The 24,466-nt window shown below is 64.3% G+C and carries 21 protein-coding genes; 11 read left to right on the top strand and 10 right to left on the bottom strand.

Translation table 11 applies throughout. The annotated features are described in order from the left end of the window. The first annotated feature begins 108 nt into the window (after positions 1 to 108). Complete coding sequence (locus QCE69_RS07545; protein WP_309930153.1) at positions 109 to 1,218, top strand: saccharopine dehydrogenase C-terminal domain-containing protein; 1,110 nt, start codon at positions 109 to 111, stop codon at positions 1,216 to 1,218. A 99-nt stretch (positions 1,219 to 1,317) separates the two neighbouring features. On the opposite strand, the gene QCE69_RS07540 is transcribed toward QCE69_RS07545, so the two are convergent. Together QCE69_RS07540 and QCE69_RS07535 are read right to left on the bottom strand one after the other, a co-directional pair. Next, positions 1,318 to 1,902 (bottom strand): ATP-binding protein, encoded by a 585-nt coding sequence (locus QCE69_RS07540; RefSeq protein WP_309930151.1) that lies wholly within the window; start codon positions 1,900 to 1,902, stop codon positions 1,318 to 1,320. A 74-nt stretch (positions 1,903 to 1,976) separates the two neighbouring features. After that, positions 1,977 to 3,290: a cation:proton antiporter gene (locus tag QCE69_RS07535; RefSeq protein WP_309916407.1), complete on the bottom strand. Its 1,314-nt coding sequence runs from the start codon at positions 3,288 to 3,290 to the stop codon at positions 1,977 to 1,979. Positions 3,291 to 3,510: 220 nt separating this feature from the next. Here QCE69_RS07535 and QCE69_RS07530 point away from each other — a divergent pair, with 220 nt between their 5' ends. Then, positions 3,511 to 4,893 carry an FAD-containing oxidoreductase gene (locus QCE69_RS07530; protein WP_309930149.1) on the top strand — a complete coding sequence of 461 codons (1,383 nt, stop codon included), beginning with the start codon at positions 3,511 to 3,513 and terminating at the stop codon, positions 4,891 to 4,893. Between the two features lie 28 nt (positions 4,894 to 4,921). On the opposite strand, the gene QCE69_RS07525 is transcribed toward QCE69_RS07530, so the two are convergent. From QCE69_RS07525 to QCE69_RS07510, 4 genes are all read right to left on the bottom strand, one after another. Then, complete coding sequence (locus QCE69_RS07525; protein ID WP_309930147.1) at positions 4,922 to 6,160, bottom strand: MFS transporter; 1,239 nt, start codon at positions 6,158 to 6,160, stop codon at positions 4,922 to 4,924. Between the two features lie 31 nt (positions 6,161 to 6,191). After that, a complete protein-coding gene (locus tag QCE69_RS07520; RefSeq protein WP_309930146.1) occupies positions 6,192 to 7,442 on the bottom strand; it encodes a hypothetical protein in 1,251 nt (416 codons plus the stop codon). 287 nt (positions 7,443 to 7,729) lie between these two features. Beyond that, positions 7,730 to 8,236: an ankyrin repeat domain-containing protein gene (locus QCE69_RS07515; protein ID WP_309931595.1), complete on the bottom strand. Its 507-nt coding sequence runs from the start codon at positions 8,234 to 8,236 to the stop codon at positions 7,730 to 7,732. Positions 8,237 to 8,477: 241 nt separating this feature from the next. Then, positions 8,478 to 8,744 (bottom strand): hypothetical protein, encoded by a 267-nt coding sequence (locus QCE69_RS07510; RefSeq protein ID WP_309930144.1) that lies wholly within the window; start codon positions 8,742 to 8,744, stop codon positions 8,478 to 8,480. A gap of 137 nt (positions 8,745 to 8,881) precedes the next feature. Here QCE69_RS07510 and QCE69_RS07505 point away from each other — a divergent pair, with 137 nt between their 5' ends. Then, positions 8,882 to 9,529, top strand: a complete 648-nt coding sequence (locus QCE69_RS07505) for a DUF938 domain-containing protein (protein WP_309931594.1) — start codon at positions 8,882 to 8,884, stop codon at positions 9,527 to 9,529. A 5-nt stretch (positions 9,530 to 9,534) separates the two neighbouring features. Here the strand turns inward: QCE69_RS07505 and QCE69_RS07500 are convergent, their stop codons facing one another. Beyond that, complete coding sequence (locus tag QCE69_RS07500; protein WP_309930142.1) at positions 9,535 to 10,482, bottom strand: EamA family transporter; 948 nt, start codon at positions 10,480 to 10,482, stop codon at positions 9,535 to 9,537. A 104-nt stretch (positions 10,483 to 10,586) separates the two neighbouring features. Between QCE69_RS07500 and QCE69_RS07495 the strand changes: the two genes are divergently transcribed. From QCE69_RS07495 to QCE69_RS07475, 5 genes are all read left to right on the top strand, one after another. Beyond that, positions 10,587 to 11,540 (top strand): LysR family transcriptional regulator, encoded by a 954-nt coding sequence (locus QCE69_RS07495; RefSeq protein ID WP_309930140.1) that lies wholly within the window; start codon positions 10,587 to 10,589, stop codon positions 11,538 to 11,540. Between the two features lie 132 nt (positions 11,541 to 11,672). Further along, positions 11,673 to 12,830, top strand: a complete 1,158-nt coding sequence (locus tag QCE69_RS07490; RefSeq protein ID WP_309916385.1) for an aromatic ring-hydroxylating dioxygenase subunit alpha — start codon at positions 11,673 to 11,675, stop codon at positions 12,828 to 12,830. A 126-nt stretch (positions 12,831 to 12,956) separates the two neighbouring features. Further along, complete coding sequence (locus QCE69_RS07485) at positions 12,957 to 13,229, top strand: hypothetical protein (protein WP_309930138.1); 273 nt, start codon at positions 12,957 to 12,959, stop codon at positions 13,227 to 13,229. A 541-nt stretch (positions 13,230 to 13,770) separates the two neighbouring features. Continuing rightward, on the top strand, positions 13,771 to 15,006 hold the full coding sequence (locus QCE69_RS07480; protein WP_309808409.1) for a porin: 1,236 nt from the start codon (positions 13,771 to 13,773) through the stop codon (positions 15,004 to 15,006). 153 nt (positions 15,007 to 15,159) lie between these two features. Continuing rightward, on the top strand, positions 15,160 to 15,546 hold the full coding sequence (locus tag QCE69_RS07475) for a hypothetical protein (protein WP_309930135.1): 387 nt from the start codon (positions 15,160 to 15,162) through the stop codon (positions 15,544 to 15,546). 24 nt (positions 15,547 to 15,570) lie between these two features. Here QCE69_RS07475 and QCE69_RS07470 read toward each other — a convergent pair whose 3' ends face one another. Next, positions 15,571 to 17,145 (bottom strand): hypothetical protein, encoded by a 1,575-nt coding sequence (locus QCE69_RS07470; RefSeq protein WP_309930134.1) that lies wholly within the window; start codon positions 17,143 to 17,145, stop codon positions 15,571 to 15,573. A 138-nt stretch (positions 17,146 to 17,283) separates the two neighbouring features. Then, positions 17,284 to 18,327: a DUF2235 domain-containing protein gene (locus QCE69_RS07465; protein ID WP_309930132.1), complete on the bottom strand. Its 1,044-nt coding sequence runs from the start codon at positions 18,325 to 18,327 to the stop codon at positions 17,284 to 17,286. 261 nt (positions 18,328 to 18,588) lie between these two features. Between QCE69_RS07465 and QCE69_RS07460 the strand changes: the two genes are divergently transcribed. Then, entirely contained in the window at positions 18,589 to 18,837 is a 249-nt protein-coding gene (locus tag QCE69_RS07460) for a hypothetical protein (protein WP_309930131.1), read from the top strand. Positions 18,838 to 19,032: 195 nt separating this feature from the next. Continuing rightward, complete coding sequence (locus QCE69_RS07455) at positions 19,033 to 20,151, top strand: hypothetical protein (protein ID WP_309916372.1); 1,119 nt, start codon at positions 19,033 to 19,035, stop codon at positions 20,149 to 20,151. A 229-nt stretch (positions 20,152 to 20,380) separates the two neighbouring features. Here the strand turns inward: QCE69_RS07455 and QCE69_RS07450 are convergent, their stop codons facing one another. Further along, positions 20,381 to 20,683, bottom strand: coding sequence for a DUF4148 domain-containing protein (locus QCE69_RS07450; RefSeq protein WP_309916370.1), 303 nt, complete (start codon positions 20,681 to 20,683; stop codon positions 20,381 to 20,383). Positions 20,684 to 21,253: 570 nt separating this feature from the next. On the opposite strand from QCE69_RS07450, the gene QCE69_RS07445 reads away from it, so the two are divergent. Continuing rightward, positions 21,254 to 24,466: an efflux RND transporter permease subunit gene (locus QCE69_RS07445; protein ID WP_309916368.1), complete on the top strand. Its 3,213-nt coding sequence runs from the start codon at positions 21,254 to 21,256 to the stop codon at positions 24,464 to 24,466.

Genomic DNA, 24,466 nt, shown 5'->3' with positions numbered 1-24,466 from the left:
AAACCTTCGTCGAAGCGCATCACTTTGCGTCTAGGAACCGCATTCGTCCGCCCCTACACTGTTTGAAGACGGCTTCGGCCCCACTCGAACACACACAAGGAGACGAATATGAAAGTGGCTCTCGTCGGCGCCGGATTGATCGGTCGCAGCATTGCTCAACTGTTGCGTGACAGCGGGGATTTCGAAGTGGTCACGTTCGATCGCGACGAACACGCGCTCGCACTGCTCGATGCGCAAGGCTTCGCGACACGCCGTGTCGATTCCGCCGATACCCCCGCGCTGCGGCAGGCGTTGCAAGGCTTCGATGCCCTCGTCAACGCCTTGCCTTACTACCTCGCGATCAACGTCGCCTCGGCAGCGAAGGCGGCAGGCGTACATTATTTCGATCTGACCGAGGACGTCCGCGCTACGCATGCGATCCGCGCCATCGCCGACGGTTCGGAACTCGCGTTCATGCCGCAATGCGGTCTCGCGCCGGGCTTCATCGGCATCGTGGCGCACGATCTCGCGAAGCGTCTCGACGATGTCCGCGAAGTGAAGATGCGCGTCGGCGCGCTGCCCGAGTTTCCGACCAACGCGCTGAAGTACAACCTCACGTGGAGCATCGACGGTCTCATCAACGAGTACTGCCAGCCCTGCGAGGCGATTCGCGAAGGCCGTACGCAGTGGGTGCAGCCGCTCGAGGGCGTCGAGCATTTCTCGCTCGACGGCATCGAATACGAGGCGTTCAACACGTCGGGCGGCCTCGGCACGCTCTGCGAAACGCTTGCCGGCAAGGTGGAGACGCTCGATTACAAGTCGGTGCGCTATCCGGGGCACCGGGACCTGATGCAATTCCTGCTCGAAGACCTGCGCATGTCCACCGACCGCGACGGTCTCAAGACCATGCTCAAGCGCGCGGTGCCCTCGACGGCGCAGGACGTGGTGCTGATCTTTGTCACGGTGACGGGCATGCGTCACGGCCAGCTCGTGCAGGACGTATTCACCCGCAAGATCTTTGCGAAGAATGTGTGCGGCGTACCGATGAGCGCGATCCAGATCACCACGGCCGGCGCGATTTGCGCCGAACTCGACCTGTTCCGCGAGGGCGTACTACCGCAGTCCGGCTTCGTGCGTCAGGAGCAGGTGCCGCTCGAGGCGTTCCTCGGCAATCGTTTCGGCAAGCTGTACGAAGGCGCGAATGCGCTGGCGCCGGCGCGGCGGCTCGCAGCCGCGTGATGTGCATACCGAGGTGCATTCATTACGCGTAATTCAAAACGCGTAATGCAAAACGCGTAATGCAAAACGCGTAATTCAAAACGCGTAATGCAGCATGCATCATCCTGTCTCGACAAGACGCGCCAGCAAGTCAACCTGCGTATCGTCCGAGGGCGCGGTGTTGTCGACCATCACGAGCGTTTGGGCGAGAGTGTCGTCGGGTACGAACAGGCGCCGGCGATACTCGTCCCAATGCGCCAGCTTGTACGCATCGTTGGGATCGGCGCGGGCAAGAATGCGCTCGCGCGCCACCGCCTCTGCGGTATGAACCCATACGACGCGAATCGCGACATCGTCGCCAATGCCCAGCCACGCCCGATCGAACAGGCGGCCGCTGCGCACTTCGCGCGTGAGCGGCGCAACGACGATCACGCTCGTACCCAGCGAAAGATTCTCCGCCGCGGTATTGATGAGCGAGCGGTACTCGGGATCCCGGAAGTGCTCGATGAACTGCGGACTGTCGCGATCGTGCGGATCGCCGGTGAGCGCGCCGATCGCCGCAGCGCTGTACGGTCCGTAGAGCGTGTCCTTGTCGAGCAGACAAAAAGGCTCGCCGGTGGCGTTGCCGAGCGGCGCGAACAGGCGCCTGGCCAGCGTGGTCTTGCCGGTGCCCGCATGACCGCAGAAGAAGAGCAGATGCTTCACGCCTGAACGTCCTTGAATGGATTGAGCATGACGATGATGATGCCGCGCGCCCGCGCATCCCGGCAAGCACGCCGTCAATCGTCCGCGCTCCAGCGCTGATAGCGGTTCATGAGCGGCGTGGCGGTGATGCCGTGAACCACGACCGATGCCGCAATGGTCGCGATGACGAGCGGCACGAGCGGCGCCGCAACGTCGCGCGGGGCTTGTTCGAGCGCATAGAGCAGGTAGTAGAACGAGCCCACCCCGCGTATGCCGAACCAGCTCATGAGCCGACGTTGCGTGCCGGTCGCATTGGAGCCGATCAGCGAGAGCTCGACGGCCGCCGGCCGCAACACGAGGAAGAGCGCCGCGATCAGCACGGCGGCTCTCCACGTGAAGAGGTCGCGCCACAGGGTCGCGAGCAGGGCGCCGACCATCAGCATGATCGCCACCTCGGCAATACGCTCCAGTTCGATCGTGAAGCCATGCACGCGCTCGGCCACGAACGCGTGCGCGCGTTCAGGATCCGCCGCGGCCGCGCCGACATCGTCCGCATCGATCTTGCCGACCGCCTGCCGTGGCGTCTTGTCGCCGCTCGCCTTCTGTTCGACGCGGCGCATTGCGAGCCCCGCCGCAAACACCGCGAGGAAGGCATAGGTGTGCAACAGTTCGGCGACGCCATACGACAGCGCGATCAGCCCCAGCGCATAGAAGCCTTCCGGACCCAGCGCCTGTCCATGACGCGTGCGCAGATAGGCCACGAGCCGCACTGACAGCGCACCGAGCAGCCAGCCGCTCGCAAGCGCGCCCGAGATGCCCCATGCCGCCTGCAACGCGAAGTTCCAGTGCAGCGCCTCGCTGGGTGAGGCCTCGAAGCGGCACACGGCAATGCCCAGCAGCGCGAAAGGCAGCGCAATACCGTCGTTCAGGCCGCCTTCGCCGGTGAGCGAAAAGCGCAACAAGTCGATGTCACCGGGGGTTTCAACTTGTACGTCGTGCGCGAGCACCGGGTCGGTTGGCGCAAGCATTGCGGCGAGCAACAACGCCGGCCCCCAGCCCAGGCCGAGCACATAGGCGCAGAAGACGGTGAGCGCGGCGACGGTGAGCACCATTGCGACCAGTCCGAGTCGCACGGGCAGGAACCAGATGCGATCGGTTGGCGGCACGCGCAGGCGCAGGCCGATGGCGAACAGCGACGCGAGCATCGCGACTTCGGTGATGCGCCGCAGGACCGTCGCATCGGTGGCGAGGTCGAGCGACAGCAGATTGGCCGCGGCGGGACCGAGCGCGAAGCCGATCGCCAGATAGCACATCGCGGTGCTGATCGGCAGGCGTCGGAACATCGAACTGGCAAGGCCCATGAAGATGAGCACGCCGCCGACTACGAGGAACCATATCGTCTCGATCATGAATGCCTTCGGTCACGTGAGCCGGAATGGATGAACGCCGCGGCCCTGGACGCACGGCATGATTCACACAAAAGGAGCACGTGTCATGCCCATGTCCGCATCGGACGCCCGATGCACCGTTCCTGAAGCCGTGGCGGCTTGCGCGTAAGATGCTTCGACTCATGTTCAGCGGTTCGCCATCCACGACGGCGCGCTCGCAACGAATCACGGAGGCCTCACCATGTCACAGCATTTCGATGCAGTCGTCATCGGCACGGGACAGGGCGGCTCGCCGCTCGCGGTCCGGCTGGCCGAGAGTGGCCGGCGCACGGCGGTCATCGAGCGGCATCTGTTCGGCGGCACCTGTGTGAACGTCGGCTGCACGCCTACCAAGACCTACGTGGCCAGTGCACGGGCCGCGCATGTCGCGCGCACGGCGGCACGCTACGGCGTCATGATCGACGGCGACATCGCCATCGACATGGCCCGCGTGAAAGCGCGCAAGGACGAGGTGATCGGCAGTTCCCGCAGCAGCGTCGAGAAGTGGCTGCGCGGCACGAAGAACGTCACCGTGTTCAAGGGCCACGGACGCTTCACAGGACCGCATGCATTGCGCATCGAGGCCGCCGACGGCTCGACCCAGGACATCGATGCCGATCTCGTTTTCATCAACACGGGCACGCGCGCCGCGGTGCCGCCCGTAAACGGGCTCGAGAGCGTGCCTTATCTGACCAACGCCTCCATCCTCGAACTCACCGAGGTGCCGGAGCATCTGGTGATCGTCGGAGCCAGTTATATCGCGCTGGAATTCGGCCAGATGTTCCGGCGCTTCGGCAGCCGCGTGACGCTGCTCGTGCGCGGCGAGCGAATCCTCACACGCGAGGACGCGGACGTGGCCCGCGCGATGCAGGACGTGCTGTCGCGCGAGGGCGTCGAGTTCCGCTTCGACACCGACTTGCAGCGCGTGGAGCCGCTGGCGGCGGGCGTGCGCATCGTGACCGGCACGGGGACGGTCGATGCGTCGCATCTGCTGTTCGCGACCGGCCGCACGCCGAACACCGACGATCTCGGCCTCGAGCAAGCCGGCATCGCTGTGAACCGGCACGGCATGATCGACGTGGACGGCCAGTTGCGCACCAGCGTGCCGGGCATTTATGCAATCGGCGACGTGAACGGGCGCGGCGCGTTCACGCATACCTCATGGAACGACTACGAGATCGTCGCTTCGAACCTCATCGATGGCGAGGCGCGCAGCGTCGACACGCGCATCATGGCGTACGCGGTGTTCGTCGATCCGCCGTTCGCGCGCGTGGGCATGAGCGAGGAAGAGGTGCGCAAGGACGGCCGCGAGGCGCTCATCGCGACGATGCCGATGGCGCGTGTCGGCCGGGCGCGTGAGCGCGGCGAAACCGATGGCTTCATGAAAGCGCTCGTCGATGCGCGCACGAAGCGGTTCCTCGGCGCGGCGATCTACGGCATAGAAGGCGATGAGGCGATCCATACCTTCATCGACATCATGAACGCCGATGCGCCCTACACGACGCTGCAGCGCGCGATGCACATCCACCCGACGGTGAGTGAATTGATCCCGACGCTGCTCGAAGGCCTGAAGCCGTTGCGATAACGCGTAGCTTCACTGCGCGCGTGCAAGGTCAGGCCTTGACCGGCGGTTCGACCTCCGCGGTCTTCGCATGCTCGATGCGGGTCTCGGGCATCGCGAGCCACACCATCAGCACGGCCAGCGCGCCTGCGCCGGCTAATCCAAAGAAGCTCATGGTCGTGCCGAAGCGATCCGCGGCGAAGCCCGCCGCCGCGGTAGAGAGCGTCGCGCCGACGCCCGCAGCGAGACCGAAGAAACCAATAGTCAGGTTGTAGTGTCCGCGCCCGCCCGCGACGTCCGCCGCGATGAGCGGCAGCATGACGCCGAACACCGCCGCGCTGATGCCGTCGAGCATCTGCACGGGCACGAGCAGGTAAGGGCTGCTCACGCCGGCAAACAGGATCGCGCGCACGGGCAGCGCGCAGAAGCCGAGGATCAGCACCGGCCGGCGTCCCCATTTCTGCGCCTGGCGTCCGACCCATGGCGACATCACCGCGACGAGGAACTGCGGCACGATGATGCAGGCGGCGATCACCAGTTGAACGTTGTCGCCCATGTGCGCGGTGACTTCGCCGGCGGCGAGATTGAGCATCGCCGCATTCGACAGGTGGAACAGCACGACGCACACCGCGAAGATCAGAAGGCGCCGGTCTTTCAGCAACTCGCGCAACGACTCGCGTTCTTCACCTTCGTGCGTGATCTTCGGCTTGCCGGGCGGTGCGCGCGGTACGGCGGGCGCCATGTCGTAATGAATCATGCGCAGCGCAAAGATCGCCGGCACGGCGAGCGCGGCGGTCAGGAAGAAAACCGAACGCAGCGACAGGTACTCGCCGAACGCACCCATCAACGCAGCGGTCAGTGCACTGCCGATCGATGCCCAGCGCGCATTGCGGCCCAGCCGGTCGCCGAGATCGGCGCGCGAGACGAGGGCGAGCGAGATCGCGGCCATCGCCGGGACGAGCATGCAGCTCGCGAAGCCGTGCAGCACTTCGGCCGCGAAGACGGGGACGAAGGTCGGACTCGCGGCGAGCAACAGCGCGCTCACGATGATCGCAACGATCGCGGAAAGCGCAGCGAATTTCTTGTTGCGCATGGCGTCGACGAGCGCGCCGGCCGGCAACTGGCTCGCCATCGCGCTGATCGTGCCGACGGAAAGCATCAGGCCGATCTCGCCCTGCGTCCATTTGTTGGCCGCAAGGTACGAAGCGATGAAGGGGCCGAAGCCGGTCTGCACGTTGGCGACAAAGAAGTTCAGCCAGTCGAGCGCGCGCAGACTGCGTGCAATTACCATGTTGTGAATCTGTTCTCGATGTCGTTGTCCGTTATTTGGCGGGGCGCGCGCTGGAGGCCGGCTTCTGCGCCGACACAGCGCCCGATGCCGTCGTCCCTGTGGGGCCCGTCGCTGCTGCGCCCGATGTTCCCGATGTGCCAGACGCGACCGATGCGGCCGATGCGCCCGCTGGCGCCGACGCAGGCGCCGGCACCACCGGCGAGACGATCTTGATCGGCTGCTCGGGCGAGTAGGTCGGCGTCGCCTTAAGCTGCGCGTCGTTGAAGTCCATCTGTAATTGCCATTGCTTGTTGTGCGAGACGACATGCAGGTCGCCCCAGTTGGCGGCCACATGGCGCTTGTCCTCCGCCAGCGAGCTCGACAGATCGAGGACGAGTGCCTGCGGCTGGGACTGCGAATCGACCAGCACGTCGACCACCCGGCCGATGCGCGCGCCGCTCTTCTGCGCCACCGTCGAATCGACCAGCTGCACGAGGTTCGGCGGCGCCTCGTTGACCGGCTGAGGCTTGGGCGCCGGATCGGCAGGCTTGCCCTTGGCGGGCGGCGCCGGCTGCACGAAGGTGATCGGCGCGCCCTTCGCATTGGGCGTGAAGCGGAAGGCCGTCCACGGGAAATTGACCTTGCGGTCGCCGACGCCCATGAAACCGGCGAGGTTCACCATCAGCAGCTTCGGTCGCGCGGCCGTATCGATATACATGTCCACCGCACGCCCGACGACCTTGCCGTCCGGGCGCTGCACCTCGGCATCGAGGAGGCCGTGCAGCTGATCGTGCTGCATGGTGCGGGTCGAGATGATCTGCGGAGGCGGCGGCGGTTCGGCCGGCTCGGGCGGCGGCGTGACGGCCGGCTCCTGCGGTTTCGGCCGGACGATGCGGCGCTTGGGCTTCGGTGCGGGCGCGGGCTTGACGGCGGAGGCGGGCTCGGGCGCCTGCACTTCGGGCAAGGGCTCCTCGGGCTCGTTGGGCGCGGCTTCGGCGGGCGTCGGGATGTAGGAATGCTCGACGATCGGCGCGGGCACCTGTTTCGGCAGCAAACCGCATGCGGAGAGCGCCGCGGCGCCCAGCAGGGTTGCTGCGGTGCGAGGGCGGAAAGCGTTGCGGGTTCGTGCGCAGGTTCGTCCGCCAACCGATGTGCATCGGGCGGCGAGCGCCAGCATGCGCGCGAACAGGCGCGCCAGGCAGTACGCGGCCGCGTGCAAGGCCCCGTCGATCCGACGCACGCGGCGAGGCGCGTGCTCACGGTTCGACGACCCATGACCCCGTTGCGGGAAACCGCCTGTCATCACAAAAGCTCCATGGTTCCGAATCACCTGCTTGTTGGTCTTGATTGTCGTTGGTCGGATCGTGGCGTCGCGCGGTTGCTATCCGCATGTGCACGTGCATGTGCGTCCGCCATGCGCGGTTGCCGGCGGCGTACCCGTTTTAGCACACTGCGCCCCGCATGCTGTGTGTGTCGATCGCCAGGACGGTTGCATCCTGCATGCAAAAGGCTGAATGCAAAATGCCGCAGGCGGAAGTCGATGCGCCGTGACCGCCCGCTGACCGCCGCCGTGCGCCTCTTCCTGCACCCTCATGCCGCGCCCGGGCGACTGCGCGCAGTCGATATTTCGGCGAGGCGGGCGGCGGTATCGGGCGCGCCCATCTTTTCGGCGGCGTCGCGGGCCGAGAAGCCGCCGGCATCGCGCGCATCGGGATCCGCACCACGCTCGACCAGCAACTCGACGATCTCCACGCGATTGAACATCGCGGCGATCATCAGCGCGGTGCGTCCGTCCGGCGACGCGCCCTCGACATCGGCGCCATGCGCAAGCAGTGTCTCGATCACGTCGGTGAAGCCCTTGAACGCCGCGCCCGCGATGGGCGTCTGGCCGTTGTCGTTGCGCAGGTCGGGATCGGCCTTGTGCTCGAGCAGCACGCGCACGGCGTCGGCGTGGCCGTGATAGCTCGACAGCATCACGAGACTGTCGCCCTTGTCGTTGCGCAGGTTGGGCGGCAGACCCTTGGAGAGCAGGGCGTCGAGCATTGAAGCGTCGCCGCGGCGGGCCACGTCGAACACTTCGGTTGCAAAGGCGATCATGTCGTCGTCGGGGCCGGGACGCGATTGCTCCGGCGCCTGCTGGTTCGGATCATGCTGCATGCTTGACTCCATTTTCGATTGCGCCGCATGCGCTGCTTCTTTTCAGTGGGAAGCGTTGCAAGCGGATGCCTTGCTGTGTTTTGCATGCATGGCTCATGCATACCAAATGGCATTTCGCATGCAAAACGCATCATGCAAAATGAGCGGCGGACGCGGGATCAACCGGGAGCATACACAGGTTTCATGTCCCGCCGCGCTTGCCGCGGGCCGGATCAGCACGAATCGAGCCCAGGCGCGCGGTGCGGGCACCCTGTATGGTGCGTTTCGCGCGTCCGTCCGAAGAGCTGCGAGCGCTTGCGGGCTTGCAGGTGATCATCATCGTTCTGAGGGCTGCAAACGTCTCGTCGGCGGTGGGTCGCTGAAGCCGCAAGGCCGACGGAAGTTGCAGCAACTGCGAATGCCGCAGGCGAAGCAAGTTATCGCGATTAAGACTGGTCTTGCGGGACATTGAAGTTCGCAACGCTGCGAGCCACCCACCCCGATCGAACCTGCAATACCCAGATACGCACGATACGAATCCTGAAAACACCCAATCGCCGGCGTTTCGCAACGCCTTCCCCGCACCCTCACCACGACACAACCCAAATGACCGACGCAGCATCCGATCCCCATGGCACACCGCAACCCGAAACCGGCATTCGCCGTCGCGCGCCGGCCGCCGAGCGTAATGGCGATGCGATTCTATCGGTCCTCAAGCGGGTGCTGCCCCGAACCGGGATCGTGCTGGAGATCGCGAGCGGAACCGGACAACACGCGGCGCACTGCGCTGCCGCGTTGCCGGACATCGTCTGGCAGCCGAGCGATCCGGATGCCGCATCGCGCGACTCCATCGCGGCCTGGCGCGCTCACGCCGGACTAACGAACCTGCGCGAACCGCTCGCTATCGACGTGACGAGCAATGACTGGGAAATCGGCGCGGTGTCGGCGGTGGTGTGCATCAACATGATCCACATTGCGCCGTGGGCAGCCACGGAGGCGCTCTTTCGGGGCGCCGGCGCGAGACTCGGCACGGGGGGCGTACTGTACCTGTACGGGCCATACCGGCGCAACGGTGCGCACACGGCGCCGAGCAATGAAGCCTTCGATCAACAGTTGCGCGCCCGCGATCCGCGCTGGGGCGTGCGCGATCTGGAGGAGGTGGAAAGAACAGGCGGGCGCGTCGGCTTTGCACTCAGGGAAGTCATCGCGATGCCCGCGAACAATTTCAGCGTCGTCTTCGAGAAATTGGCATAACGCATTCAAGCTTCGCCAGCCGAGCGCGCACCCGCACCGAGGCGCACCAGCCGACCGCGCCACGAGACGCTTGCCATGAGCGAGGCGGCTACGATCATCGCTCCGCCGATCCATCCGGCGGTCGACACGTGCTCCCCGAGCCAGATGCTTGCGAACAGCGCGCCGAAGGCCGGCTCGCTGCCCATCAGCAGGGACACCCGCGTGGGACTGCTGCGGCCGATCGCGTAGTTTTGCGCAAAGAATGCAAACAGCGTGCATGCAAACACGAGATACATCACCGAGCCCCAGAACGCCGCATGACCCGCGACCGACGGCAGCGCCTGCCATTGCGACGGCGCGAGGGTCAACGCGATCGCCGCACTGCCGATCGTCACGACGCCCGCCTGCACGGCCGTCACCGTGAGCGCGGGCAGCGGCGCCGCTCGAAGCACGCGCTTGGTCACGCAGACCGATAACGCGCGCAACACGGCCGCGGCGAGAATCAGGCCATCGCCGAGATTGAAATCGAAGGAAAGGGTGCCGTTGCTGGCGAGCAGCCAGGCGCCCGCGAAGGACACGCCGACCGCGATCCATTCGGGCGTCGAGGGCCGTCGGCGCAGCAGGCCCCATTCGACGAGCGGTGTCAGCACGACGCACAGACTGATGAGAAACGCAGCATTTGCAGCACGCGTGTGCAAGACCCCGAAGGTTTCGGCGAGAAAGATCGACAGCAGCAAAAGGCCGAGCACGACGACACCGGCAAGCGTCTTCCTGCCAGCCGACCGCAGATGCCGCAAATGAACGGCCAGCAGGCAGAACGTGATGCCGAAGCGGAGGGTCAGCAGTCCGAGCACAGGATAAAAGGCCAGTGCGCTTTTGACGACGCCATAGCTGCTTCCCCACACCATCGCAACGGCGAACAACAGCAGATCGGCAAGCGGCAACACACGGCGGGCGGGCGATTCGCGGGACATGGACGGCTCCGAAAAAAGAAGCGAAAGAGGCCGTCATTGTCGAATGATGCGCCGCGCGCGATAATCGGGTGGTCACGCACAGCGTTATTGTCGCCGATGCACAAATGAATCCCGTCGATCTGTTCGCCCTGATGCCCGACATGGCCGTGTTCGCGCGCGTGGTCGATGCCGGCAACTTCTCCGTCGCCGCACGGCAGCTGGGCACGCCACCCTCCACGGTGAGCCGCCAGATCAAGCGTCTCGAGGAGGCGCTCGCCACGCGCCTGCTCGAACGCTCGACGCGCAAGGTCCGCGTCACGGAAGCAGGGCAGCAGGTGTATCGATATTGCCGCGACATGGCTGCCGCCGCCGCGGCCGCCGTCGATGCCGCCGGTCTCTCCACCGGCAAGCCGCAGGGGCGCGTCACGCTGTCGGCGCCGACGGCCTACGCGAAATCCGTCATCCACCCGCTCGTGCCGGCGTTTCTCGCGGCCTATCCGGAAGTCGACGTGCAGCTTGTCTTCAGCGACCACGACATCGATCCGCTCGAACACGACATCGATCTCGTCATCCGCGCGACCAGCCAGCCGCCGCAGGGGCTCGCCGCCCGTCCGCTCGGGCGCGTGCGCTGGCAACTGTGCGCGTCGGCGGAGTATTTGCGCGCGCGGGGCGTGCCCGAGCATCCGCGCGAACTCGCGGCGCACGACTGCATCTATCTCGGCGAAACCGCCGACGACAATCGCTGGCGCTTCACCCGGCACGCGACCCACGCGGCCGGAGAGAACGCCGAGACGGCGACGGTCACGGTGCACGGCCGCTACCTCGCGAATCACGCGGGCGCGCGGCTGGAGGCGGCGGAACGCGGGCTCGGCATCGCGGCGCTGCCCGAATTCGCGGCCCGCGATGCGCTCGCCGCCGCCAGCGTGCAGCCCGTCCTGGCCGATTGGGAGATCCAGGTGCGCGCGTATCAGGGCCCGGTGTGGCTGCTGTATCCGCCGAACCGCTTCCTGCCACCGAAGGTGCGGGCGCTGATCGATCACCTGCATGCGCGCCTCGGGAACGCGGGGCGGGACGCGTAGCCATCGGCTTGATTTAGGACAAGCTTGCACGCGCCGAAACCGACATCGCCGTGTAGACTGCGAATGGTCGTTCATTGCGCCGCAGTCGCCCGGGGCGCTCAATCCGATCTCCCTTTCCCGGAGGCGTCGTACATGCACGCAGCGTTGCCGCAAGGCGAGCAGGAAGCCGGTTCCACCGATACACCCGCAAGACCGACGCGCGATCTGCGCCGCGTCGACATCCATCCAGACAACTGGTATCCGCTCGCGTGGTCGCGCGAGGTGAAGCGCGGCCGCGCGCATGGCGTGACGTTCGCCGGCGATCCGATCGTGCTCGTGCGTACCGAATCGGGCCAGGTGTTCGCGCTCGAAGACCGCTGCGCGCATCGGCAGGTGCCGCTGTCGGCGGGCGTCGTCGACGGCGAGTCGATCCGTTGCTGCTATCACGGCTGGACCTACGATTGCACCGGCCGCTGCACCGACATTCCCTATCTTGGCCGCGAGCGCCTGCCCAACGGCGTGCGCGCCTATCCGTGCCGCGAGGCGGCGGGGCTCATCTTCGTGTTCACCGGCGACCCGGCGCTCGCCCCGCAAGCGAAGTTCCCCGAGCTCGGTTCCGCCGATGATCGCGCCTACAAGACACGCCGTTTCGGCGGCGATGTGAAGTGCCACTACACCTTCATGCACGAAAATCTGATGGACATGAACCATCAGTTCCTGCATCGCCGGCAGATGGGCAGCATGCGCGCGCGTTCGCTCGGACGGCGTCGCGGAGATGACTGGATCGAGGTCGACTACGTGTTCGCGCGGGAGGCGGGCAAGCAGCCGATCGGCGAGGCGCTGGTGTTCAGCCAGAAGCGCGGCGCGAAACCGGACGACTCGAACAAGGACGTCATGACGGTCCGCACCGAGTATCCGTGGCAGACGCTCAAGATCCGCACCAAGGACGAAACCATGGTGATGGATCTGTGGATCGCCTATGTGCCGCTCGACGCCGAGCAGCGCACCAACCGCACCTTCGGCCTGTTGTCCATCCGCCGCCCTAAGCTGCCGCTGGTGCTCGACGCCGCGTGGCCGCTGCTGGTCTGGTTTACCGAGCGCATTTTTACGGAGGACCGGTGGATCGTCGAGCGTGAACAGGAAGCGCATGACCGGCAGGGCGCGGATCACAACCACGAGGTGTTTCCGGTGATCCTGGATCTGCGCGCGCTGCTGTCGGAGCAAGGGGTTCCGCACGGCACCGGTCGCGGCGGCGGCGAGATGCGCCGCGTCCATTTCATCCAGCCGGTGCAGGAGCTGCCGGCTTCATAAGCGAGCTTCGTGAGCGGACTTACTGCGGAGCGCTCTCGATTGCGCGGGGCGCGGCGCGGCGTTATACAGAGACAGAAGAGAGTCCATCGACAGCAGGCGAACATTCAAGCACGGAGGACATCCATCATGAACAACGACCCGACCGAGCCGCGCAGCGACGCTCCGCAGATCGCCGATGCACATCCTGACGTCGAGCATTTCGACGCCGCGATCTCGCATGTCGATCAGTCCTACGCCGCCGGCAAGATGGCCGCGGGCGCGGCGAAGGGCATCCTGTACAGCATCATCGAGACACTCGGCACACTCGTCGGCGACCCCGATCTTCCGGCGCATGCCCGCTCGGGCTATGAAGGGCTCCTGGAAACCGCGCGCGAGCTGCGCACGAAAATCGAACCCTGAGCGGTGCCAGGATCACCGCCAGCGCCGCTCCCGGGCGCTGGCATAATGCATTCTTGATGCTTTCGGTTCGCCGTGGCGTGACGCTGAGCCGAAAGCCATTTGCTTTATGGAAGTAATTTCAACCTGACGCGGCGGGTCGGCTGACCCGCACCGCGCTTCCCTCGCGCCAGACTCAAGGCGCACGGCCTTTTCAGGCTTTCCAGCTTTCCTTGCATCCCCGCCCCATCGACTGCTCAGGTCCATCCGGCCGTGCCGCCGTGCGATCGTTCGTTTCGTGCAAACTCCGCTCCGAAGCCATGCTGGCGTCAGGTATTCGTCAGTTTCGCGACCGGATGCCGCCAAACGCAGCTTGCGGAAATTCTGGTTAACCAGACAGTGAAAAAAAACGACAACAAAGTGTGACGTCCTTTCGCATTCTGTCTGTAAGCCATACACTTCCCGTCGATAAAAGTTACGACTTGATACACGTCAAGCCGCTTCGGCGGCACCGGTTCCACAAGTCGACGACACAAGTTCAGCCCATTGCATGAGGAGATAAAAAATGAAGCGTTTTGCGCTGACCCAGGCCGCTGCCGTCGCAGCCACGACATTCGCGGCCGCGGCACCGGCCTTTGCCCAGAGCAGCGTCACGCTCTACGGTATCGTCGACGATTCGATCGTCTATCAAAGCAGCCAGACGTCGCTGGGTTCGAACAGCGGCGGCCGCTCCAACGTCAAGATGGCGTCGGGCATCTGGGCAGGCAGCCGCTTCGGCCTGAAGGGCGCTGAAGATCTGGGCGGCGGCAACAAGGCCATCTTCCAGCTGGAATCGGGCTTCAACATCAATACCGGCGGCCAGCAGTACACCAACGCCATGTTCGGCCGCCAGGCATGGGTCGGTCTGACGAACCCGGGCTACGGTACCCTCACGCTGGGCCGTCAATACACCTCGTACTACACGCTGATGTCGCCGTACAGCCCGACCAACTGGCTGACCGGCTATTTCGGCGCGCACCCGGGCGATCTGGACGAACTCGACACGATCTACCGCGCGAACAACTCGATCGTCTATACGTCGCCGAAGCTGTACGGCTTCACGGTGAGCGGTTCGTACTCGCTCGCAGGCGTGCCTGACAGCGCCTACCAGGGCTCCACGTGGTCGGCTGCGATCCAGTATCAGCAAGGCCCGATCGGCGGCGCGGTGGCGTTCACACGCATCAACAACTCAACCAACGGCGGCGGCGTGTACGGCGCGGACTCGACGACCAACACCGGCGGTCAGTCGGGCGTGTCGGCGGTGACCAACGGCTACCAGGGCGCGCAGGCGCAGAACCGCTTCGCGGTGGGCTTCGGCTACACCTTCAACAGCGCGTGGGATGTCTCGGCGACGTACACGAACGTTCAGTACATCCCGGGCATCAATTCGAAGTTCACCGATACGGCCATCTTCAACACGGCCGGCACCGTGCTGCACTGGAAGGCAACGACGGCATGGGACTTCGCGGCAGGCTACAGCTACACGTGGGCCAGCAAGGCGAACGGCATCGACGATGCAGCGTCGTACCACCAGTTCAACCTGTCCCAGTATTACTCGCTGTCGAAGCGCACGGGCCTGTACGCACTGGAAGCGTTCCAGCGCGCGAATGGCCGCACGCTGGGCACGCCGGTGTTCACGCCGACGGGCGCGGTCAACCGCCAGATCAACGCAACTGCATCGATCGGCGACGGCTTCCAGGGCGCCCCGTCGTCCTCGCGCAGCCAGTTCGCGGCGGGCGTGGGTATCATCCACCGCTTCTAAGCAATACTTCGCGGCCGCGTGCCGCGGATCGTTGCAAAACCGGACGCCTCGTGCGTCCGGTTTTTTTTGTGCTTCTCCATACTGATCCGATGCACCGGCGGGCGCAGGCCTTGCTGACCGCATCTCACCAATGCAGCCATGGAGAATTGAATCATGTCCAATCGCTCAGACTCGTCATCCGGCGCCGATGCTCCCGCCGGCCTCGCGCGTCCCTTCAGGTTGTTCGCGGTCGAACAGCGCGTGCTGGCGCAGAACGTGGATGGCAAGGTGATCGACATCGGCGCGATGGAAGCAAAGAACGGCGCCTTTCGCGCGCGCACGGATTCGGGCGATATCGTCACGGAGCCGAAGCGCAGCGCCGAGCTGGCGTTGAAGGCACTGGTCGAACACCTGTCGTTCGACTTCCTCGATGGCCTCTTCACCAGCGAGCGCGAAACCGAAGTCAGCGGACGCTTGCAGGACTATCCGGGCATCGAGTTCGAACTCGACGAGACCTTTCCGCGCGAGATGACCGAACCCCGTCCGCCGCATCTGTTCTGAGTCTTTGAACGCTGCGGCGCGCGTTCAGGAGCCTGACCGAAGCGTCTTCGCCGTGTCCTTCGACGCGCCGGGGGGACGACGCGCGGCGTGATCCACATGATCGACGCGCGGCGGGAACATCGCGCCCACCAGACGATCGACGAAGTAGAAGAATTTGTCGGACGCATAACCCGCAATGAACGCGATGGCGAGCGGCGAGATATTCTTGCCGCCTTCGAGCAAGCCGCTGAACAGCCCGATCGATATCCCCACGATCACCGCGCTCGTCACATGCGCCCGGTTCGCCACTTTCGAATGCTCGGGATGGAAGGTGCTGGCCGCGGATTCGGCCGACAGCTGGCGCAGGATCGCCGCGCACGCGCCAAGCCATGCATAGAGCACCGGCAACATGAACCCGGTGACCGCGCCGACGATCGACAGGATGATGTCGTTTGCATAGAGCGCCATCGCGCGAATGTCCTGATAGACGGCGATTTTCTGGAAGCCTTGCTGAACGGCGTCGAGGTCGCTGGGCGGATGGCTGTCGCCGGGCTCCGCGTTCGGCCTGGCGAGCAGCGGCAGCGTGATTTCGAGCACCTTGCGCGCGACATCCGGATTGCATTGCCAGTCGCCGCTTTGGGTCTTGCCGGAGAAATAGCGCGGTGAATGCGAAGTGCGATACGCGCCCTGAAAATTGAGCACGCTTTCCTGGGCGTCGCAGGGCGCCTTGTAGGGGCTGCGGATCGCGCCGAGCCCGAGACTCGTCGTGAAGGCGCTGATGCGCGATACGTCCGCGAACAACTGGCGATTATTGGTTGCGAAGTTCTGCAGTTCCTCCTTGATCTGCAGCGCGGGTTGCGAGTTCTGCAACGCGATGACGGCATCGGCGTCGTGCTTTTTCTCGGCGTCGCCGATCGCCACGGCATGCGCCTGCAACTGGTTGTGCAGCGTCAGCGCGGCGGCGTCGTTGCTCTTGACGACCGTGGCGATGTCCGTGGCGACCTGATTGGCGACGAACAACAGACACGACAGGGACACGACGAACACCGTCAGCGCGATCGCCGAATACGTGTAGATGCGGATCGCACGGCGCGCGCCGTGCCGCGCCTCGTCGCCCGCCGTCTCCGCGACGACCGGCGCGACTGCATGGGCGATGCGGCTCATGGCGGCGTAGAACGCGCTCTCGATGCCCGCGTCCCACGCGTGCTCTCCCTGCGCCGCGCGCGCTTTCGCGATGGCTTCGACATCGTGCTCGTCGAGCAGCTTGCCGTTCTGCGCGCCGTACGAAATCAGGTCGCGGCAGTGGTCGAGATCGCTGGCGATGCGTCGTCCGGGATAGTGCACCGAGGCGGCAATGCGGATCATCGCCTCGTAGAACGCGCCGCCAATCGTGCGATCCCATACGCCTTGATCGAACGCCTCGCGCGCGCGGCGTACGGCGTCGACGTCGGGCTTCGTCAACACCGTGCCATTTGCGGCCGCATGCGAGATGAGCGCGTCGCACGCAGCAAGATCGTCGGCGACGCGCGGACCCGGCTGACCGCTGCCGGCTTCGTCTTCCGCGTCTTCCTGAGTGCTGGAAGCGTGCGCAGCGCGTTCCGCTGTCGTGGATGTGCTCATTCCGGTCTCCTCGTGTCCGGGCGGAGCATGGGCTGCGGACGGACGTATTGCCGGCCGGGCGCGCAGATGATTGCGATTGCAACTATCGGCGCATGGCGTGCGTATCGACTTACGCATTGCACATGGGGTATTACGCGTTCATGTGCCGACAGTAAGCGCCTTCAGTTGCGTGACGAACCCCGGATACGCGCTGAGAAAGCCCGGATCCTTCAGCCGCGCGACGAGACTCGGATCGATCGTTTCGTTCAGCGCCTGGCCTGCGGTGCGCGGCTCCTCCTTGCAGACTGCCTTGAGGAACGGGTGGTGCGCGGTGAACTCGGTGTACGAATCGATGGGCTGTGAATCGTAGGCGAGCGGCGGAATCTGGATGGGACCGTCGATGGCAAGACCGCGCGCGGCGGCTTTCTGGCGCAGCCATTCGGCCGGAATCAGCGGCAGCAGATCCGCGGGCGAGCGTGGCGGACTGAGATAGCCGCCGCCGACATTCGCATGCGCGCCCGCAAACCAGCGCTGTTCGAGCGGCAAGTCACCACGCGCTTCCTCGCCGGGGGTCCACAAGGTCGGCTTATAGAGCGAGCGGAATTCGTTCGCTGCGATCGCGTGATAAGCCGCCTTCGTGCTGTTCGAAAGCGTGGTGTCGTGGAACCGGTAGTAACTCGAGAAACCCGGGACCGGCAGGCCGTCCAGCGGGATGCCGAGTTCGCCGACGGTATCCCACACACCGATGAACTCGACATCCACCTCGCGCGAAAACTGCTTGCGGAAGGCGACGACCGATTCAGCCGACGCCCCGACATCGCGATCGCGATAGATGCCGTAGGCCTGATCGACCGAGTCTGCGTCCCAGCCGTTGGTGAGGCCGCATTTGCGGATGAGTCCCGCCAGGCTGCGCGCGGAATAGGCGCCGCGGCTGAAGCCGAGGATATAGATCTTCGCCTCGGGCCGGTAACGCTGACACAGCCATGCGTAGCCGCTCTTGATGTTCTGGCTGAGGCCGTCGCCGAAGGCGCCGCCCAGAAATTTGTCGGCGAGCGCAAACAGGCCCTTGCCCTGCGTGCCGACGCCCGGCACGTAGAAGGTTTCCTGCTGATCGGTTTCCGGCGCGAGCTTGTAGAGCAGATAGGCGTTGGTGCGATCGTTGGGTTCGTTCCACGTGCCGTCGAAGAAGATGGCGAGGTTCATGAACGCAGATCTCCAGTGATCCTGACTCGATGGCGCCGGTATGACAATTCGACGCCCCGATGTAAGGAATAGGAAACGGCGGCGCCATGTGCAAGCACGCGAAGCATGTAAAGCGGGCTTCATGCACCGAAGCACTGCATTTTGGCGGATAAGCGTGGCATGTCTGCGCGCTGCATGGCAGGGATGCCGCGCACGCTGCGCGGCCTTGTGCGATCCTGAGCCTGCGGCCGGATGAAAGGCCGCGCTCCTGCGGGGTGAATCATGAAAAGCAAGCCTTTCGGCGCGGCGCTGATTGTTGCATCGGTCATGCTGGCGATACCGGGCGCATCCGCATTCGCGCGCGATGACGGACCGCGTCTCGCACAGGACCGCCTCGATGCGCTCGTCGCGCAGCATCGGGAAGCGGCGCGCAACATCGGCCGGACGCCGGTGCGTCAGGACCGTGCGCAAACTCCAGGTCCGTTGCAAACACCGTCGGCGGATCAGGCGCTTCCCGCTCCGGACGCATGAGCGATCGATGATCGGAGGCAGGCCGCCAGACTTGCCGGAAAACCGGCGTGCAACGCGCCGGACCGCGTTCGCACGCTTTTTTTTGCAACGCGTTCCACTTTTTATTTGCAGGTAAAGGTATGAAATTTGCGGCCGCCGCCCGGGTGCTCCGCGGCGGTACGCCGTCGATCCTCCCTTTCACCTTCATTGAGACCCATGACAAGGAAAGCGCTATCGATCGCCATTCTCTCCGCTTCCGTACTCGCAGCAGGTTGCGCGGGCATCGGACCGGGCCGCCTCAAGGCCGATCAGGTCGACTACGCCCGCGCGCTCGGCGACGCGAAAAAACGTGAAATTCTTGCAGCGATTGTCGGATTGCGCTTCGCCGATGCGCCTTCGTTTCTCACAGTGAGCAGCATCATCGCGGCATATACCTTCGATGCCACCGGCGGCGCGATCCTGAACGCCGGCTCCGGCGCCCAGCCGAACTACGCGCAGGCGACCGGCAGCGTGTCCTACTCGAACCATCCCACTTTCACGTTCACGCCGACCACCGGCGATGCCTACGCAAGCGCGTATATCCGGCCGCTGTCGCCGACGCTCGTCATGCCGCTCGCGGAAAGCGGGATTCCGATCGACCTGCTGCTGCGCATCACCGCGCAGTCGATTGCGGGTTTGCAGAACGGCACGGCGCTGGGCGGGCCGAATTCGTCGGGCTCGCCGCAATTCTTCCTGTTGCTCCAGGCGCTGCGCCGTCTGCAACTGGCGGGTGAGTTGAACGTCGAGTCGCGCAATACGGACAACGGCAAGGACGACAAGACGGCCAAGGGCACCAGCCGGATCAACGATGCGGACAAGAGCGGCGTGTTCATCACGCTCGGTGCGACGCGAAGCGGCGACAGCAAGCAGGTCACCGACGACTTGGCGCTCGTGCGCAAGCTCCTGCATCTGTCGCCGAAGATGAAGACCTACGAGATCGTCTACGGGCAATCAGCGGATCACGACCGGATTCCGATGGTCACGCGCTCGGTGCTCGGCATACTGACCGATCTCGGCGCGCAGATCGCCGTGCCGAACGAGCAGGTAGGCAATGGCGCGACCATGCCGACGATCGGGCTGATCGGCGGTGAAACGCGGCCGACCATCGTGGTGAAGACGGGAGAGAAGCCGCCGAAGGATGCGTATGTGAGCGTGCTCTACGACGAGTCTTCTTATTGGATTGACCGCGGCGACTTCGATTCGAAATACGCGTTCACGGTGGTGCAGAACCTGATGGCGCTCGCGGAGGTGACGGACACCTCGAAGTCGCCGGTGGTGACTATTCCCGCGAATTGATGGATACCGCGCGTATCGAAGCACGGCTTGCCGCATGAGCGCGAATGCAGCAAAACGTGTCGCACGCGATTGCGTTTTGCATGCAGCATCATTAATGCAGATGGGCATTTTGCATCACGCATGCAAAATAAGAGAGCGACATCGAAAGATGTCGCTCTTTGCGCTTGCCGCCCATGTGGATTGGACGGAGGAGGGCGATTCCGGATGATCGGACCGCCCGTCGACGCTATTACTGACCGAAATACGCGCCAAGTGCGCGCGGCTGTGCGCCGGCTGTACGACCCGACTGCGACGACCCTGCCGCCACCGAACCGTAATCGCTCGTCTGCGTGCTCACGCGAGCTTCGGCAGCCTGAATGTTTTGCGGGTACGACGGATCGCTGATGTTCGGGTTGTAGCCAGCTTGCTGCAACTGGGCCAGCTCGGCACGGACCTGGGCGCGCGAAAGGGGCGCATCGGCTTGCTGGGCAAACGACAGGGCGGGAACAGCGAGGGCGGCAGCAACAGCAAGGGCGGAAACGAGCGTCTTCATGATAGGTAACTCCGATTCGGATGTCTGATGATGCTGCCGTTCTTCTCAAGCAGCTTGGAACGGAGTTTAAAGACGGGCCTGACGAAGATCATTCTCTTATCTGTTGATTGATCTTTGCCGAGACGGGAATAATCGCAATGAAGAGCTTGTGCGCCATGCAAAGTTTTACCGCGGCGCCCTACGGGAACGGCGTTGGAAGGCTAAAGAACTCCTTGGCTGCAAGCTTGAATAATGCTCTGTTGCATGACGTGTAAAGATTATTCTTCAAAGCGGTGCTTAATCGCCGGTCGGTGTCCCGCTAGACTTGCGACGCCCGCGTTCGTCGGCATAGATCGCCGTAGCGCACAAAGCCGGCAAGCCAATCGCCATCAAACAACAGGGCCACGCCGCCATGAACGGCGCAATCGCTCATTCGTCAGCAGAAAACCTTCCGCATAAACCCTCGCAAGCGTTTGCGCAAATTGTTTTGTAAGCTTCAATTGTGTCATCGTAGCGAATGTTCTTGCCCGGTCATGTCGGGCAATCCAACGATTCGAATAACGAACACCAAACGGGGCAAGCGGAACTTCGATGTGGATCGTCAGACTCGCGCTCAAGCGCCCGTACACCTTCATCGTCCTGTCGCTGCTTCTGCTGATCATCGGTCCGCTCGTCATCCTGCGCACGCCGACCGATATCTTTCCCAACATCGACATTCCGGTCGTCAGTGTCATCTGGTCCTATACGGGTCTGCCGCCCGATCAGATGGAACGCCGCATCACGCTGAATTACGAGCGCGGGCTGTCGGTGGCCGTGAACGACATCGAGCATATCGAGTCGGAATCCTTGCCCGGCATCGCGGTCATCCGCATCTACTTCCAGCCGGGTGCGAACGTCGATGAAGCCATCGCCGAGATCACCGCGCTCTCGCAAACCCAGTTGCGCTCGCTGCCGCCGGGCATCACGCCACCGAACATCCTGCGCTTCAACGCTTCCACGGTGCCGATCCTGCGGCTCGCGCTGTCGTCGTCCGAACTCACCGAGCAGCAGCTCTACGACTTCGGCAACAGCTTCCTGAAGACGCAGCTCGCGACGGTGCAGGGCGCATCCGTGCCGTTGCCCTATGGCGGCAAGCAGCGCCAGATCATGGTCGATATCGATTCGAACAAGCTGCAGGCGAAGAACCTCGCGCCGACCGACGTCGTCAATGCCATCAGCGCGCAGAACCTGATCCTGCCGACCGGCACCACGAAGATAGGATCGATGGAATATTCGGTCGGGCTGAATGCGAGTCCGGGTTCGATCGAAGGCCTCAACGACATCCCCATCCGCACGGGACCGGCCGGCACGATCTATATCCGCGACGTGGCGCACGTGCGCGACGGTTTTCAGCCGCAGACCAACATCGTGCGCGTGGACGGTACGCGCGCATCGCTCCTCACGATCAACAAGAGCGGCAATGCATCGACACTGGATATCGTCGCGCGGGTGAAGAACCTGCTGCCGACCTTGCGGGGCATGGTGCCTGAATCGCTGAAGATCGAACCGGTCGCGGACCAGTCGCTGTTCGTGCGCGCGTCGGTGTCGGGCGTGTTGCGCGAAGCGGTGATCGCGGCGGGACTCACCGCGCTGATGGTGCTGCTTTTCCTCGGCAGCTGGCGCGCCACGCTGATCATCGCGATCTCCATTCCGCTGTCGATGCTGACGTCGATCGTCGCGCTATCCGCGATCGGCCAGACCATCAACATCATGACGCTGGGCGGACTGGCGCTCGCAGTCGGCATTCTCGTCGACGATGCGACTGTCGCCATCGAGAACATCAGCCAGAACCTTGAACAGGGCAAGGCGCTGGAAGAAGCCATTCTCGATGGCGCGCAGCAGATCGCCGTGCCGACGCTCGTCTCGACCCTCTCCATCTGCATCGTCTTCATTCCGATGTTCCTGCTGACGGGCGTCGCGCATTATCTCTTCGTGCCAATGGCCGAAGCCGTCGTCTTCGCAATGCTGGCTTCGTACTTTTTCTCGCGCACGTTGATCCCGACGCTGGCCAAGTATCTGCTGCGTCATCATGAACACATGGGCGGCGATGTCGAATCGATGAAGGGCTCACGCAATCCCTTCGTGCGCATTCATCTCGGCTTCGAGCGCCGCTTCGAGGCAGTGCGCGGCCGTTATCGACGTTTTCTCGAAGCGCAACTCGCACATCCCGGACGCTTCGCTTCATTGTTCCTGCTGTGCTGTCTGCTGTCGCTCGGGCTTGCGCCGTTCCTCGGGCGCGACTTCTTCCCGTCCGTCGATTCCGGCGTGATCGCGCTGCACATGCGCACGAAGACCGGCACGCGTATCGAGGAAACCGCGGCGCTGACCGATCGTGTCGATGCCCGTATCCGGCAACTGATTCCACGCGGCGAGCTCCGTTCGATCATCGACAACATGGGCCTGCCGGTATCGGGCATCAATCTCTCGTACAGCAACACGGGCACCATCAGCTCCGCGGATTCCGACGTGCTCATCAGCCTCAACGAGGATCACGCGCCGACGGAAGGCTATATCCGCGAACTGCGCAAGCGCCTGCCGCAGGAGTTTCCAGGCGTGGCGTTCTCGTTCCTGCCCGCCGATATCGTGAGCCAGATCCTCAACTTCGGCGTCCCCGCGCCGATCGATATCGCGATCACCGGGCGTGACGTGCATGCCAATCGCGCGCTCGCGAACCGCTTGCTGGAGAAGATCCGCCGCGTGCCGGGGCTCGTCGATGCGCGCATCCAGCAGCCTTCCGACCTGCCGTCGATCAATGTCGAAGTGGACCGCACGAAGGCCCTTCAAGCCGGCTTCACGCAACGCGATGTCGCCAACAACCTGCTCATCACGCTCTCGGGCAGCCAGCAGACGACGCCCACGTTCTGGCTCAATCCCGTCAACGGCGTGAGCTATCAGGTCATCACGACGGCGCCGCAGTACGACATGAATTCGCTGCAGTCGGTCGCGAACATTCCGGTCACGTCGGCGAGCGGCAAGACCAATATTCTCGGCGCGCTTGCCTCGCTGTCGCGGGGCGCGCGCGATGCCGTCGTGTATCACTACAACGCGCAGACCACCATCAATCTCTATGCGACCACCGAGCGGCGCGACCTCGGCGCAGTATCGGATGACGTGCAGCGCATCCTCGACGACGCGCGCGGCGAGTTGCCCAAGGGCTCGTCGATCGAAATGCGCGGGCAGGTCGAAACCATGAACAGCTCATTCTCGGGTCTCGCGTTCGGGCTCATCCTCGCGGTCGTGCTGGTCTATCTGCTGATCGTCGTGAACTTCCAGTCATGGCTCGATCCGTTCATCATCATCACGGCCTTGCCGGGCGCGCTGGCGGGCATCGTGTGGATGCTGTTCCTCACGCACACGACGCTCTCCATTCCCGCGTTGACGGGCGCGATCATGTGCATCGGCATCGCGACGGCCAACAGCATCCTCGTGGTGAGCTTCGCGCGCGGCGCGCTCGCTGAGCATGGCGATGCGTTGCGCTCGGCGCTGGAAGCAGGCTATACGCGCTTTCGTCCGGTGCTGATGACGGCCGCCGCGATGATGATCGGCATGGTGCCGATGGCGATCGGACTCGGCGAGGGCGGCGAGCAGAATGCGCCGCTTGGACGCGCGGTGATCGGCGGGTTGATGGTGGGCACCGTCGCCACGCTGTTCTTCGTGCCGGTCGTGTTCTCGATGATCTATCAGCGCATGGAAGCGCGCGGCAAGGGACCGGGCGCGGCGGCGCGCGCGCCGGGCATTGAAACCAACGATCCGCAGGCGGAGTGA

The organism is Caballeronia sp. LZ032 (assembly GCF_031451315.1).
Lineage (GTDB): Bacteria > Pseudomonadota > Gammaproteobacteria > Burkholderiales > Burkholderiaceae > Caballeronia.
The sequence above is the reverse complement of the archived record's forward strand: the minus strand, read 5'-3'. Positions and strand labels throughout refer to the sequence as shown.